Origin of the sequence: Burkholderia sp. ABCPW 11, assembly GCF_001523445.1 — a bacterium.
Classification (GTDB): Bacteria; Pseudomonadota; Gammaproteobacteria; order Burkholderiales; family Burkholderiaceae; genus Burkholderia.
The window spans coordinates 96,118-109,886 of record NZ_LOVM01000074.1 but is presented as its reverse complement, the minus strand read 5'-3'; the positions used below and the strand labels follow the sequence as shown (position 1 = coordinate 109,886).

Here is a 13,769-nt window from a genome sequence, read left to right as displayed (position 1 = left end):
GGAGACAGACACAATGAAACGCAAGTCCCTGTTTGCATTCTCGGCCGTCGCGATCATCGCGGCCGCCGCCCTCGTGCCGGTTCTGTGGCCGGGCAACGACACGCTGCACGGCGCTGCCGCCGTCGCGGCCACGCCGGCCGACCAAGCTGCGCTGATCAAGAAGGGCGAATACCTCGCGCGCGTGGGCGACTGTATCGCGTGCCACACCGTGCGCGGCGGCAAGCCGTTCGCGGGCGGCCTGCCGATGGCGACGCCGTTCGGCACGATGTACACGCCGAACATCACGCCGGACGACCAGAACGGTATCGGAAAGTGGACGTCGGACGACTTCTACCGCGCGATGCACACGGGCCGTTCGAAGGACGGCAGCCTGCTCTATCCGGGCTTCCCGTTCGCGAGCTACACGAAGGTCACGCGCGCCGATTCGGACGCGATCTACGCGTACCTGCGCTCGGTGGCGCCGGTGTCGGTGCCGAGCCGCCCGCACGAACTGAAGTTCCCGTTCAACAACCGCAACCTGCTGATCGGCTGGCGCACGCTGTTCTTCAAGGAAGGCGAGTACAAGCCGGATCCGACGAAGTCGGTCGAATGGAACCGCGGCGCGTATCTCGTCGAAGGCCTCGGCCACTGCTCGATGTGCCACACGTCGATCAACATGATGGGCGGCCCGGTGAACTCGTCGGCGTTCGCCGGCGGCCTGATCCCGCTGCAGAACTGGTATGCGCCGTCGCTGACGAACGACAAGGAACTCGGCCTCGGCGACTGGCACGTGCAGGAGCTGTCCGACCTGCTGCAAGCCGGCGTGTCGCAGAAGGGCGCCGTGTTCGGCCCGATGGCGGACGTGGTCCACAACAGCCTGCAGTACATGACCGACGAAGATACGCGCGCGATGTCGACGTACCTGAAGTCGATCCCGCAGAAGGCCGAAGCGCCGAAGAACATGCAGTATGAGCCGTCGAAGCAGTTCGGCAACGCGCTGTTCGAGCAGGGCAAGAAGATCTACGCGGACAACTGCGCGACCTGCCACGCCGAAAACGGCGCCGGCAAGCCGCCGGCCTATCCGCCGCTCGCAGGCAACCACTCGATCATGATGGAATCGGCCGTCAACCCGATCCGCATGGTGCTGAATGGCGGCTACCCGCCGAGCACGTTCAAGAATCCGCGTCCGTACGGGATGCCGCCGTTCGCACAGTCGCTGTCGAACCAGGAAGTCGCGGCGGTCGTCACGTATATCCGGATGTCTTGGGGTAACAACGGTACGCCGATCTCGCCGCAACAGGTGAGCGATCTGCGTTCCGCGCCGCTCGACTAAGAAGCGGCTCACACACACGGGGCGCGGCTGCGGGAAACCGCGGCCGCGCCCTTTTGCTTTTTGGCTGTTTTGCGATGCAGGTTTGCCGCGCGGGCCGCGCGATGCATCGCCGATCATAAAACTCAAGAGTGGTATCTATGTCTTTCGAATCTCTCGGCCTGGCCGAACCGCTGGTCAAGGCGGTCAACGAGCTCGGCTACACGTCGCCGACCCCGATCCAGCAGCAGGCGATCCCGGCCGTCCTCGGCGGCGGCGACCTACTCGCCGGCGCACAAACCGGCACCGGCAAGACCGCCGGCTTCACGCTGCCGATCCTGCAACGCCTGCACACGTTCTATGCCGAGCACCGTGGCGCGAAGCGCGCGGTGCGCGCGCTGATCCTCACGCCGACGCGCGAACTCGCCGCCCAGGTCGAGGAAAGCGTGCGCGCGTACAGCAAGTACCTGAAGCTGCGCTCGACCGTGATGTTCGGCGGCGTCAGCATCAATCCGCAGATCGATGCGCTCAAGCGCGGCGTCGACATCGTCGTCGCGACGCCGGGACGCCTGCTCGACCACATGCAGCAGAAGACCATCGACCTGTCGGATCTCGACATCCTCGTGCTCGACGAAGCCGACCGGATGCTCGACATGGGCTTCATCCACGACATCAAGCGCGTGCTCGCGAAGCTGCCGCCGCAGCGCCAGAACCTGCTGTTCTCGGCCACCTTCTCCGACGAGATCAAGGCGCTTGCCGACAGCCTGCTCGACTCGCCCGCGCTGATCGAGGTCGCCCGCCGCAACACGACCGCCGAGAGCGTCGCGCAGAAGATCCATCCGGTCGACCGCGACCGCAAGCGCGAGCTGCTCACGCACCTGATCCGCGAGCACAACTGGTTCCAGGTGCTCGTGTTCACGCGCACCAAGCACGGTGCGAACCGGCTTGCGGAGCAACTGACGAAGGACGGCATCAGCGCGATGGCGATCCACGGCAACAAGAGCCAGTCGGCCCGTACGCGCGCGCTGGCCGAGTTCAAGAACAGCACGCTCCAGGTGCTCGTCGCGACCGATATCGCCGCGCGCGGGATCGACATCGACCAGTTGCCGCACGTCGTCAACTTCGACCTGCCGAACGTGCCCGAGGATTACGTGCACCGGATCGGCCGCACGGGCCGCGCGGGCGCGACCGGCGAAGCCGTGTCGCTCGTGTGCGTCGACGAGAAGCAGTTGCTGCGCGACATCGAGCGGCTGATCAAGCGCGAGATCCCGCAGGAAGTGATCGCGGGCTTCGAACCCGATCCGAACGCGAAGCCGGAGCCGATCCAGCAGCGCCGCGGGCAACAGCAACCGCGCGGCGGCGGCGGCAATCGCCCGCCGCGTGGCGGCGGCTCAGGCCAGCCGGCCGCGAAACGCGACGGCAACGCGCAACCGAAGGCCGGGCAACCGAAGGCGGCACCGCAAAAGGCAGCGAAGCCGCGCACGCAGGGCGGCGCCGGTGGTAACGGCGGCGGCCGTCCGGCGGGCGGCGGCAACGGCGCCCGGCCGGCGAGCGGCAACGCCGCGCACGCGAACCGCAACCGTTCGTCGCGCAGCGGCCAGCGCGGTCACTGAAGCCGCGCGGCCGCGCGCCGCAGGTGCTCGATCTGGCGCTGCCAGCGTGCGAGCACCGCGGCGCGCTCCCCTTCCAGCGTAAACGTGACGCCCGTCGCGAGACGCGCATAGCCGACCCGCTGCGCATCGCCGTGCGCGATCGTCGCAGCGAATCCGGCCAGTCCCCCGAAGTCTCCTTCGAGCGGCGCCATCTCCAGTTGCGCCTGAAAGAACGCACCGTCCGCGACGAGCGTCAACGCGGCCGTGCGCCGTTGCGCGATCGCTCTGGCCGCCCGCGACTGCGGCCAGAGCGCGATCAGCAGCGTGCGCGCATCGTGCGCATAGATCTCGCCGACGCCAAGCAGCGTCGTGCGCAACTGGCCGTCGTCGGTCGCGACGATCAGCGACGCGGCGATATCGGCATGACGTTCGAGTGCGGTGCCGTCGAACAACGACACGACGGCGGACGGCCACGCGTCGAAGGTCCATTGTTCGAGCGCGTGGCGATGGGTATCGGTCATGATGGCGTGGCCCGGGTACGGATCGGACGAGGATGCGCCAGCATAGCGCGACGGGCCGCGCCGCGGCGATCAGCGCAGGAAAACGTGCCGCGTGATCTTCGTGAGCGGATAGTGGACGCCCGGCTGGATCTTCGCGGGCAGATCGAGCGGCTTGAGCAGCATCTTCACGCACATGTCGGCCGACAGGTTGCGCCGCACGAGCCTGCTGATGCGCGCGGCGCGCTCGCGGTTGTATTGGCTGTCGCCGACGCGGTCCGGATAGCGGATCGCGAATACGTGGCGCAGCGCGATCTCGGAATCCTCGTTCTTGATTTCCATCACGCGGCGCGCGAGCGCCCCGAGCACCGCGAGCCGGCCGTTGCCTTCGACCTGGTTGTACTTCTTGAAGAACTTGAAGAAGTGCTTGTAGTGGCGCACTTCGTCCGTGCGGATGTTGTCGGTGATTTCCTTCAGCACCGGCTCGTCCGAGCATTCGTTGATCGCGCGATAGAGCGTGGCCGTGCCCGTCTCGACGACGCAGCGTGCGACCATTTCAAGCGCGCGGGTCTTTTCGAACGCCTCGACCGAGCAGGTCTTCGAATACTCGGCAAAGAAATTCGCGAAGGCGGTATCCCAGTCGAACTCGGGCCACACGTGCGCGATGTACGCCTTCAGCGCGCGGCCGTGCTGCAATTCTTCGTGCTCCCACGCATTGTTGAGCCATGCGGAAACTTCCGGATCATCGTTGAAGAATTCGCTCAGATTGCTCGTATAGAGATCCGAGCCGCTTTCGATGAACGACGATGCGCACAGCAGCAACAACAGATCCTCGTTCGCGGCGGCACGCTGACGATCGATCCGGTTCAGGTCGATGTCCTCGATACGCCACGGCATCACATGCGTCGTTTTGGTGTCCATGGTGGTGCGCTCCCAGTCGTCGCGCGGAGGCCGGCCCATGCCTGGGGCACAGGCGCCAGCCGATCCGCAGGCGGCGTTTTACATGCGTTTATAGTGAATCGGTCCGGCCGAACCATCCTGGCATCTTAGCCGGACTTTGACGTTCGTGCTCCAAAGCACTGACCATACCCGGCAGGCGCAGTTCCACGGCGTTCGTTGCCGTTCGTTAGACGAGGCCTTCGAACCGCTTGCGCGCGTGCGACGGTATCCGCCGCGCGAAACGAAACGGGCGGCCGCCGGGCCGCCCGTGATGCGTGAAAATTGCCGGTAACGCTGGAAGCGATCCGTCAGAAACCGGCCGCCAGCCCGTCGCGCCGGCTGTCGCTCGCGGCCACGTAGCCGCGCTCCGGATCGTCGGGATCGAGGCGCCAGACGAACTGCCCCGAACCGAAATCCATGTAAGGATCGTCGATCGACTGGATCGTGTGGCCGCGGGCGGCCAGCGCGTCGACCGTCGCGCGGTTCATCGTCGCCTCGACGTCGAGCGTGAAGTCGCGGTTGACCTTCCAGCGCGGCGCGCAACATGCGGCCTGCGGCTGCTGGCCATAGCCGAGCATCCGCACGACGGTCTGCAGATGGCCCTGCGGCTGCATGTCGCCGCCCATCACGCCGAAGCTCATCACGGCCTCGGTGCGGCCGTTGGCTTCTTCGGTGACGAACGCCGGGATGATCGTGTGGAACGGCCGCTTGCCGCCCGCGACGACGTTCGGCGAAGCCGGGTCCATCGAGAAGCCGTGCCCGCGGTTCTGCAGCGCAATGCCCGTGCCGGGCACGACGAGCCCCGAACCGAAGCCCATGTAGTTCGACTGGATGAAGCTCACCATCATTCCGCGTTCGTCGGCCGCCGCGAGGTAGATCGTGCCGCCCGAATGCGGGCGGCCGGCGGCGAAGTGCGTCGCGCGGGCAGGATCGATCAGCTTCGCGCGTTCGGCGAGATAGGCATCGTCGAGCATCTGTTCGGGCGTGACGTCCATCGCGCGCGGATCGGCGACGTAGCGATAGACATCCGCGAACGCGAGCTTCATCGCCTCGATCTGCAGATGCTGCGAATCGACCGAGTCGACCGGCCATTCGGTCGCGCCCGCATGCTCGGCGATGCCGAGCGCGATCAGCGCGGCGATGCCCTGCCCGTTCGGCGGGATCTCGTGAATCGTGTGGCGGCCGAAGCGCTTGCCGATCGGCTCGACCCATTCCGGCCGGTACGCGCGCAAGTCGGCTTCGGTCAGCGCGCCGCCGCCTTCGCGCGCGAACACGGCGATACGCTCGGCGAGCGCGCCTTCGTAGAACGCACGGGCACCGTCCTTCGCGAGCGTGCGCAGCGTTTGCGCATGCCCGGGCAGGCACATGCGTTCACCGACGAGCGGCGCGCGGCCGCGCGGCATGAAGGTGTCCGCGAAGCCGGGCAGGCCCTGCAGTTCGGGAACGGCCGCCGCCCACTTGTGCGCGACGATCGGCGACACCGAATAGCCGCGCTCCGCGATCTCGATCGCCGGCTCGAGCAGGTCCGCGAACGGCAGCGAACCGAACTTCGCGTGCAGCGCTTCCCAGCCCGCGATCACGCCCGGCACCGTGACGGTGTCCCAGCCGCGCGTCGGCTTGTTCGCGATGCCGCGCGCGTTGGCGCCGTGGCGCTTGCGGAAGTAGTCGACGTTCCACGCGGCCGGCGCGACGCCCGATGCATTCAGCCCGGACAGCCGCTCGCCGTCCCACACGAGCGCGAATGCATCGCCGCCGAGCCCGCACGACACGGGCTCGACGACCGTGATCGCGGCGGCCGCGGCCAGCGCCGCGTCCACCGCGTTGCCGCCCTTCCACAGCATCCGCAGCCCGGCCTGCGCGGCGAGCGGGTGCGACGTCGACACGACGTTGCGCGCGAACACCGGGATGCGGGTCGACGGATACGGGTTGTGCCAGTTGAAATCAGTCATCGATACCACCTCGTCGAAAGCCGAATGAACGCGCCCGCACGAGCGGGCAATCCGCCATTCCAGCGCGATCGGCGCAATCGCACAAATTCATTTGTCACATGAATCCATGCAATTTCTACATGAATCCTGTGCGCCGACGGCCGGCTGGCCGGCCGAACGCCGTTGCCGCCCTTACAATACCCGCTCCGTCTCACGACCCGACCATCGAGCCATGACCCGAGATCCCCGCCTCACCCTCAACGCGCGCCAGCAGGAATTGCTCGAATGGGTGCAGCGCGACGGCTTCGTGACCGTCGACGATCTCGCCGCGCATTTCGCGGTGACGCCGCAGACGATCCGCCGCGACGTGAACTGGCTCGCCGACCTGAACCTGCTGCGCCGCTACCACGGCGGCGCGAGCCTGCCGACCAGCTCGGAGAACGTGTCGTATACGGCGCGCCAGCGGATGTTCCATGACGAGAAACGGCGCATCGCGGCGCTCGCGGCATCGCACATCCCCGACCAGGCATCGCTGTTCATCAACCTCGGCACGACGACCGAGGAAGTCGCGCGCGCGCTGAACCGCCATCACGGGCTGCACGTGATCACGAACAACCTGAACGTCGCGTCGATGATGAGCGGCTACCCCGACTGCGAGGTGCTGATCACGGGCGGCATCGTGCGGCCGTGGGACAAGGGTATCGTCGGCGAGCTCGCGATCGACTTCATCCGCCAGTTCAAGGTCGACTACGCGATCATCGGCACGTCGGCGATCGAGGCCGACGGCACGCTGCGCGATTTCGACACGCGCGAGGTGCGCGTCGCCGAGGCGATCATGCAGCATGCGCGCACGGTCTACCTCGTGACCGACCATTCGAAGGTCGGCCGCCCGGCGCTGGTGCGCCAGGGCCATCTGAGCCAGGTGCACGCGCTTTTCACCGACAAGCCGCTGCCGCCCGACATGGCCGACACGGTGGCCGCGGCCGGCACCCAGGTGTACGTCGCGGAATGACGCTCGCGATGTTGCAGCGCACCTGAAACTTCAAGTGAAATCAAGAAGTTGACGCCGCGCGCGAACCGCTCGCGGCGGGCCCTTCTGTCAAACGGAAAATTAACGGGGCACGATTTGTCGTTGCCTGCGCGCTCGACTAGACTCCAGTTCCCCGGCCCGTTCGCCGATCCGCCTGTGCCAGGGCGGTGCGAATCGCAGGCCGGCGAATGCAGCTTTTCCCCCCAAGCCATACCCTCGCGGGGTATCGCGCGGCGGCGTATGCGCCGGCCGCGCGGGCAGTCCGATTGCCATGGAGAGAACGATGCTGAGTCCGCATGAATTCGCCACGCTCTTGCTTGTGAAGGACGCGCCTGATCAGCGCGACATGGATCGGGATGAACTGGACATCCTGCTCGAACAACAGCTCGTCCGCCTGGAAGGGCTCGGCTCGGGACGCAAATACTGCGTGACCGAGACCGGCGACGCCGCGCTGCGATCCATCAAGTACCGCTATTCGTAAGCCCCGCCGCTTTGACCCGAACGCGCGGCCGGACTCCGGCCGCGCGTTCGTTTCGGCCTCCCGCCTGCCCGCCGTTCGCCGCCCCCGGCATCAGCCGCCGCGCAGCGTCGGATCGACCGCCGCCCGCCAGCTGATGGCCTGCGCACGCGCCCCGTTGAAATAGGCGATCCAGCCGGCGCGCGCCGCCGCGTCGGGCGCCACATAGTGGGTCGAAAGTTCGTTTACGAACGCACAATAGTTCGCCTCGGTCAGCCCGCGATACCGTTTCGCGACGTACGCGTCGTACAGCGTCGAGTAGACCGGCTGCGCGTCCGCGCCCCAGTCGCGCGCCGCGCCGCCGCACGACGTCTGCAGGTCGACGAACGACGGCGCCCGCCAGTTGCCGGCGAGCGGCGGCATACCCGCGCTGCACCCCGCCAGAAGGACGGCGCACACGCCGGCCCACATCCCAATACGCATGATTCACCTCGCGAAACGGTCGATTCCGCCAGTATCGTCCGGGATCGGCTGGCGCGCTACTGGCCCCGCTTTTTCGAACTTTACTTTTTCGATTTCGTTCGTTAAATTTCGAATTCGAACATTTCATGTTCGCCCTATTTCAACAGACGATAAGGACAGCAGGTGACCCAACCGAATCGCTACGATCTGCTCGTCGTCGGCGGCGGCATCAACGGCGCGGGGATCGCGCGCGATGCGGCCGGCCGCGGCCTGTCGGTCATGCTCTGCGAGCAGGACGACCTCGCGTCGCACACGTCGTCGTCCAGCACGAAGCTGATTCACGGCGGCCTGCGTTACCTCGAGTACAACGAGTTCGGGCTGGTGCGCAAGGCGCTGCAGGAACGCGAAACGCTGCTGCGCGCGGCGCCGCACATCATGTGGCCGCTGCGCTTCGTGATGCCGCACATGCCGAACCTGCGCCCGGCCTGGCTGATCCGCATCGGCCTGTTCCTCTACGATCACCTCGCGAAACGCGAGCTGCTGCCCGGCTCGCGCGGCATCGACATGCGCCGCCATGCGGCCGGCGCGCCGCTGATCGACTCGATCAAGCGCGGCTTCGTGTATTCCGACGGCTGGGTCGACGACGCCCGCCTCGTCGTGCTGAACGCGATGGATGCGAAGGAGCGCGGCGCCGAGATCCTGACGCGCACGAAGCTCGTTTCCGCCGAGCGCCGCGGCGACGCATGGGAAGCGCGGCTGCAGCAGGCCGACGGTTCGATCCGCGTCGTACACGCGAGCGCGATCGCGAACGCGGCCGGCCCGTGGGTCGGCGAAGTGCTGCACGGCGCGCTCGGCCGCGGCGCGCATCACAGCGTGCGGCTCGTGAAGGGCAGCCACATCATCACGCGCCGCCTGTTCGATCACGATCACGCCTACATCTTCCAGAACCCGGACAAGCGGATCATCTTCGCGATTCCGTACGAGCACGATTTCACGCTGATCGGCACGACCGACGTCGAATACACGAACGATCCCGCGAAGGTCGCGATCGATCGCGACGAGACGCAGTACCTGTGCGATTCGATCAACCGCTACTTCAAGCGCAAGATCTCGCCGGCCGACGTGCACTGGACCTATTCGGGCGTGCGCCCGCTGCTGGAAGACGAGAACGCGGCGAACGCATCGGCCGTCACGCGCGACTATCGCCTCGAGCTCGACGACGGCGCGGGCGCCCCGCTGCTGTCGGTGTTCGGCGGCAAGATCACGACGTTCCGCAAGCTCGCGGAAGAAGCCGGCGACATGCTGTGCCGCGCGCTCGGCCGCGACGCGAAGCCCTGGACGGCCGGCGTCGCGCTGCCGGGCGGCGACATCGCGAACGCGAAGTTCGACGGGTTCGCCGGCGCGTTCGCGAAACGCCATCCGTGGCTGCCCGCCGCACTCGCGCGCCGCTATGCGCGTGCGTACGGCACCCGTGCGGAGCGCGTGATCGACGGCGCGAAGTCGCTTGCCGATCTCGGCGCCGAAATCGCGCCGGGCATCCACGACGCGGAACTGCGCTACCTGCGCGACGCCGAATGGGCGACCTGCGCGCAGGACGTGCTGTGGCGGCGCTCGAAGCTCGGGCTGCACGTCGCGCCCGGCACGCTCGATGCCGTGACCGCCGCGGTCGACGCATGGTTCGCCGCCGCGCATGCGCCGCACGCCTGATTCGAATGCAGTTGCAGTTGCCTGACCGACGTTGATTCACCGACGCGCCGCCCACATGCGGCGCGCATCACAACTAAGCCAATCCACGGATGGAGATGAGAGACATGCAGGACCAGTACATCCTCGCGCTTGACCAGGGCACCACGAGTTCCCGCGCGATGCTGTTCGATCGCCAGGGCAATATCGTATCGATTGCCCAGAAGGAATTCGAACAGATCTACCCGCAACCCGGCTGGGTCGAGCACGACCCGCAGGAAATCTGGTCGACGCAAGCCGGCGTCGCCGCGGAAGCCGTCACGCGCACGGGCCTGAACGGCACGTCGATCGCCGCGATCGGCATCACGAACCAGCGCGAAACGACGATCGTCTGGGATCGCGAGACGGGCCAGCCCGTCTACAACGCGATCGTCTGGCAGGATCGGCGCACGGCCGACTTCTGCGATTCGCTGAAGCAGCAGGGCCTCGAAGCGAAGGTGCGCGCGAAGACCGGCCTGCCGATCGACTCGTACTTCTCCGCGACCAAGATCCGCTGGATCCTCGACAACGTGCCGGGCGCGCGCGACAAGGCCCGCCAGGGCAAGCTCGCGTTCGGCACCGTCGACAGCTGGCTCGTGTGGAACTTCACGAAGCACGAGCTGCACGTGACCGACGTGACCAACGCGTCGCGCACGATGCTGTTCAACATCCACACGCGCGAGTGGGACAGCGAGCTGCTCGAACTGCTCGACATCCCGCGCAGCATGCTGCCGGAAGTGAAGGCGTCGTCGGAGATCTACGGCCACACGAAGACCACCGTGTTCGCGTCGAAGATCCCGCTCGCCGGGATCGCCGGCGATCAGCACGCCGCGCTGTTCGGCCAGATGTGCACGACGTCGGGCATGGTGAAGAACACCTACGGCACCGGCTGCTTCCTGATGATGAACACCGGCGACAAGCCGATCGAGTCGAAGAACAACCTCGTCACGACGATCGCGTGGCAGATCGGCGACGACGTGCAGTACGCGCTCGAAGGCAGCATCTTCATCGCGGGCGCGGTCGTGCAGTGGCTGCGCGACGGCGTCGGCCTCATCAAGACGGCCGCGGAAATCGAGGCGCTCGCAGCCAGCGTGCCGCATACCGACGGCGTCTACCTCGTGCCCGCCTTCGCCGGCCTCGGCGCGCCGCACTGGAACGCGCGGGCGCGCGGCTCGGTGTTCGGCGTCACGCGCGGCACGAGCGCCGCGCATCTTGCCCGCGCGGCGCTCGATGCAATCGCGTACCAGTCGCTCGACGTGCTGGCCGCGATGGAAGCCGATTCGGGCATCAGCATCGGCGAGCTGCGGGTGGACGGCGGCGCAAGCGCGAACGACTTGCTGATGCAGTTCCAGGCCGACCTGCTCGGCGTGGATGCGGTGCGTCCGCAGATCACCGAGACGACCGCGCTCGGCGCGGCCTACCTCGCGGGCCTCGCGATCGGCTACTGGAAGAATCTCGACGAAGTGCGCGACCAGTGGCAGCTCGATCGCCGCTTCGCGCCGTCGATGCCGAAGGAGCAGGTCGAGCAGCGCATGGCCGGCTGGCAGCGTGCGGTGCGCGCCGCGAAGGCATGGGCCGACGACACGCAGTAACCGCAACACCCTCGAACGAAATACAACAACACCGGCGGACCGCGCAGCGCGCGAGTCCGCCGCACTCTACGAGAGACAACATGTCACCTTATATTGCGGAATTCATCGGCACGGCGATCCTCGTGCTGCTCGGCAACGGCGCGGTCGCGAACGTGCTGCTTGCGAAGACCAAGGGCAAAGGCGCGGATCTGATCGTGATCGTGATGGGCTGGGCGATGGCGGTATTCGTCGCCGTCTACGTGACCGCGTCGTTCAGCGGCGCGCATCTGAACCCGATCGTCACGATCAGCCTCGCGCTCGCGGGCAAGTTCGCGTGGTCGAAAGTCGGCGGCTACGTGCTCGCGCAGATGCTCGGCGGGATGGCCGGCGCGTTGCTCGTGTGGCTCGCGTATCGCCAGCACTTCGCGAAGGAAGCGGATGCGGACCTGAAGCTCGCGGTGTTCTGCACGGCGCCGGCGATCCGCAGCGTCACGCACAACGTGCTGACCGAAGCGATCTGCACGTTCGTGCTGATCCTCGGCGTGCTGTACCTCGCGTCGCCGCAGGTCGGCCTCGGCGCACTCGACGCGCTGCCTGTCGGCCTGCTGGTGCTCGGCATCGGCATCTCGCTCGGCGGCCCGACCGGCTATGCGATGAGCCCCGCGCGCGACCTGTCGCCGCGCATCATGCATGCGCTGCTGCCGATTCCCGGCAAGCGCGACAGCGACTGGCGCTATGCATGGGTGCCGGTCGTCGGCCCGCTGCTCGGCGGCGCCGCGGCAGCCGGCCTGTATCTGCACCTGCACGCGACGATCTGATCGCGGTTTCGCTCGAGCTTGCGCGCGGCAGCGGTTGCCGCGCGCTGCCGCTCTCCCCGCACCTTCCCCCCGCTTCATTCTCACGTCGTCGTCGACTGTCGTCGACTGTCGCCGCTCGTCGGTCGTCGTCGGATGCCTGTCGTCGGCCGTCGCCGTCTTCGTCGCTGTCGACTCGCGTGAGGCCGCGCTCGGGCCGGCACCGCAGCGCGTCACCGCCGATCGCTCGCGGCCGATACCAGCGACTTCAGCTTCACCGTCGCATCCGCGACCGCGCCCGGCGTCACGTCGATCCCGCGCTCGACCAGCATGCGCGCGACGCGCATTTCCTTCGCGAATCCCGCTGCACGGCCGAAGCCGCTCGCCGCGACGAGCCGCTCGCTCGCATCGAAGTGGAAATGAATCTCGGCGTCCTCGCCGAGCACACGCGCGACCGTGTGCTCGCCGAGCGCCGGTTCGCCGGCCACCTGCAGCTGCGCATCGTATTGATCGGACCAGAACCACGGCGTGTCGCGATACGGTTCGTCGGCACCCAGCATGTTGAGTGCGGCGGCGCGTGCCTGCGTTTCGGCGCCGTGCCAGGTTTCCTGACGCACGAGCCGCCCAGACGACCCGCTCGGGAACACCGCGACATCGCCGGCCGCATAAATACCGGGCGCCGACGTCTCGAGCCGCGCATTCACGACGATCCCGCGATCGACGGCGAGGCCCGCCGCACGCGCCAGCTCGTCCGCGGGTTCGATCCCGATGCCGGCGACCACGGTATCGGCGATCAGCGTATCGCCGTCGTCGAGCCCGACGGCCAGTGCGCCGTCCGGCCTGCGTGCGATCGCGACGGGCCGGCGGTTCAGGCCGATCGCGACGCCCCGCTGCACATGCAACGCATGCACGCGGGCCGCGATCGGCTCGGGCACCGCGCGGCCGAGCAGCCGCGGCGCCGCATCGAGCACGGTCACGCGGCAGCCACGCTGCCGCGCCGACGCCGCGACTTCGAGACCGATGAAGCCGCCGCCGATCAGCACGATCCGCGCATCGGGCACGAGCCGCGCGCCGAGCGCGGCCGCATCGTCGAGCGTGCGCAACGCGACTACGCCGTCGAGCGCCGCGCCCGGCACGCCCAGACGGCGCGCGCGGCCGCCGGTGGCGAGCAGCAGCGCGTCGTAGCGGAGCACGTGCCCGCCCGACATGCGCACTTCGCGTGCGGGCGGATCGATGCGCTCGACGGTCGCGACGATCCGCTCGATACGATCGGCCGCCCATGCGTCGGCATCGCGCAATCGGCATTGCGCCGCGCTGCGCTCGCCGGTCAGCACGCCCTTCGACAGCGGCGGCCGCTCGTACGGCAAATGCGGCTCCGCGCCGATCAGCACGATGCGCCCGCGCCAGCCGGACGCGCGCAGCACCTGCGCCGCGCGGCCGCCCGCATGGCCCGCGCCGACGATCGCCATCACCCGGTCGCCGGTCATCG

The 13,769-nt window shown here is 67.7% G+C and carries 12 protein-coding genes; 7 read left to right on the top strand and 5 right to left on the bottom strand.

Features of this window, described 5'->3' with window-relative positions:
- Nucleotides 1-13 precede the first annotated feature (13 nt).
- Nucleotides 14-1,312, top strand: a complete 1,299-nt coding sequence (locus WS61_RS25205) for a cytochrome c (RefSeq protein WP_059504523.1) — start codon at nucleotides 14-16, stop codon at nucleotides 1,310-1,312.
- Between the two features lie 137 nt (nucleotides 1,313-1,449).
- The gene (locus WS61_RS25200; RefSeq protein ID WP_059504521.1) at nucleotides 1,450-2,901 is read left to right on the top strand and encodes a DEAD/DEAH box helicase; all 1,452 of its coding nucleotides are present in this window, start codon (nucleotides 1,450-1,452) and stop codon (nucleotides 2,899-2,901) included.
- Here WS61_RS25200 and WS61_RS25195 read toward each other — a convergent pair.
- The 3 genes from WS61_RS25195 to WS61_RS25185 form a co-directional block, all read right to left on the bottom strand.
- Nucleotides 2,895-3,401, bottom strand: a complete 507-nt coding sequence (locus tag WS61_RS25195; RefSeq protein ID WP_059504519.1) for a hypothetical protein — start codon at nucleotides 3,399-3,401, stop codon at nucleotides 2,895-2,897. The genes WS61_RS25200 and WS61_RS25195 overlap by 7 nt on opposite strands.
- 69 nt (nucleotides 3,402-3,470) lie before the next feature.
- Complete coding sequence (locus WS61_RS25190) at nucleotides 3,471-4,298, bottom strand: ferritin-like domain-containing protein (protein WP_034208317.1); 828 nt, start codon at nucleotides 4,296-4,298, stop codon at nucleotides 3,471-3,473.
- Between the two features lie 326 nt (nucleotides 4,299-4,624).
- Nucleotides 4,625-6,265: a gamma-glutamyltransferase family protein gene (locus WS61_RS25185; protein WP_059504517.1), complete on the bottom strand. Its 1,641-nt coding sequence runs from the start codon at nucleotides 6,263-6,265 to the stop codon at nucleotides 4,625-4,627.
- 211 nt (nucleotides 6,266-6,476) lie between these two features.
- On the opposite strand from WS61_RS25185, the gene WS61_RS25180 reads away from it, so the two are divergent.
- The gene (locus WS61_RS25180) at nucleotides 6,477-7,256 is read left to right on the top strand and encodes a DeoR/GlpR family DNA-binding transcription regulator (protein ID WP_034208319.1); all 780 of its coding nucleotides are present in this window, start codon (nucleotides 6,477-6,479) and stop codon (nucleotides 7,254-7,256) included.
- Nucleotides 7,257-7,557: 301 nt separating this feature from the next.
- Nucleotides 7,558-7,755, top strand: coding sequence for a hypothetical protein (locus WS61_RS25175; protein WP_006477892.1), 198 nt, complete (start codon nucleotides 7,558-7,560; stop codon nucleotides 7,753-7,755).
- Between the two features lie 90 nt (nucleotides 7,756-7,845).
- Here WS61_RS25175 and WS61_RS25170 read toward each other — a convergent pair whose 3' ends face one another.
- The gene (locus WS61_RS25170; RefSeq protein ID WP_041489246.1) at nucleotides 7,846-8,214 is read right to left on the bottom strand and encodes a hypothetical protein; all 369 of its coding nucleotides are present in this window, start codon (nucleotides 8,212-8,214) and stop codon (nucleotides 7,846-7,848) included.
- A 162-nt stretch (nucleotides 8,215-8,376) separates the two neighbouring features.
- Between WS61_RS25170 and glpD the strand changes: the two genes are divergently transcribed.
- From glpD to WS61_RS25155, 3 genes are all read left to right on the top strand, one after another.
- Nucleotides 8,377-9,900, top strand: a complete 1,524-nt coding sequence (gene glpD, locus WS61_RS25165) for a glycerol-3-phosphate dehydrogenase (protein ID WP_059504515.1) — start codon at nucleotides 8,377-8,379, stop codon at nucleotides 9,898-9,900.
- A gap of 104 nt (nucleotides 9,901-10,004) precedes the next feature.
- Nucleotides 10,005-11,507: a glycerol kinase GlpK gene (glpK, locus tag WS61_RS25160; protein ID WP_059504514.1), complete on the top strand. Its 1,503-nt coding sequence runs from the start codon at nucleotides 10,005-10,007 to the stop codon at nucleotides 11,505-11,507.
- 80 nt (nucleotides 11,508-11,587) lie between these two features.
- Nucleotides 11,588-12,304 carry an MIP/aquaporin family protein gene (locus WS61_RS25155; RefSeq protein WP_027785355.1) on the top strand — a complete coding sequence of 239 codons (717 nt, stop codon included), beginning with the start codon at nucleotides 11,588-11,590 and terminating at the stop codon, nucleotides 12,302-12,304.
- 209 nt (nucleotides 12,305-12,513) lie between these two features.
- On the opposite strand, the gene WS61_RS25150 is transcribed toward WS61_RS25155, so the two are convergent.
- On the bottom strand, nucleotides 12,514-13,767 hold the full coding sequence (locus tag WS61_RS25150; RefSeq protein WP_059504512.1) for an NAD(P)/FAD-dependent oxidoreductase: 1,254 nt from the start codon (nucleotides 13,765-13,767) through the stop codon (nucleotides 12,514-12,516).
- Between the last annotated feature and the right edge of the window lie 2 nt (nucleotides 13,768-13,769).

What these genes read in the sequence shown, in the direction of transcription:
- WS61_RS25205 (WP_059504523.1), top strand. Translation starts at nt 14, where the DNA reads ATGAAACGCAAGTCCCTGTTTGCATTCTCGGCCGTCGCGATCATCGCG.
- WS61_RS25200 (WP_059504521.1), top strand. Translation starts at nt 1,450, where the DNA reads ATGTCTTTCGAATCTCTCGGCCTGGCCGAACCGCTGGTCAAGGCGGTC.
- WS61_RS25195 (WP_059504519.1), bottom strand. Translation starts at nt 3,401, where the DNA reads ATGACCGATACCCATCGCCACGCGCTCGAACAATGGACCTTCGACGCG.
- WS61_RS25190 (WP_034208317.1), bottom strand. Translation starts at nt 4,298, where the DNA reads ATGGACACCAAAACGACGCATGTGATGCCGTGGCGTATCGAGGACATC.
- WS61_RS25185 (WP_059504517.1), bottom strand. Translation starts at nt 6,265, where the DNA reads ATGACTGATTTCAACTGGCACAACCCGTATCCGTCGACCCGCATCCCG.
- WS61_RS25180 (WP_034208319.1), top strand. Translation starts at nt 6,477, where the DNA reads ATGACCCGAGATCCCCGCCTCACCCTCAACGCGCGCCAGCAGGAATTG.
- WS61_RS25175 (WP_006477892.1), top strand. Translation starts at nt 7,558, where the DNA reads ATGCTGAGTCCGCATGAATTCGCCACGCTCTTGCTTGTGAAGGACGCG.
- WS61_RS25170 (WP_041489246.1), bottom strand. Translation starts at nt 8,214, where the DNA reads ATGCGTATTGGGATGTGGGCCGGCGTGTGCGCCGTCCTTCTGGCGGGG.
- glpK (WP_059504514.1), top strand. Translation starts at nt 10,005, where the DNA reads ATGCAGGACCAGTACATCCTCGCGCTTGACCAGGGCACCACGAGTTCC.
- WS61_RS25155 (WP_027785355.1), top strand. Translation starts at nt 11,588, where the DNA reads ATGTCACCTTATATTGCGGAATTCATCGGCACGGCGATCCTCGTGCTG.
- WS61_RS25150 (WP_059504512.1), bottom strand. Translation starts at nt 13,767, where the DNA reads ATGACCGGCGACCGGGTGATGGCGATCGTCGGCGCGGGCCATGCGGGC.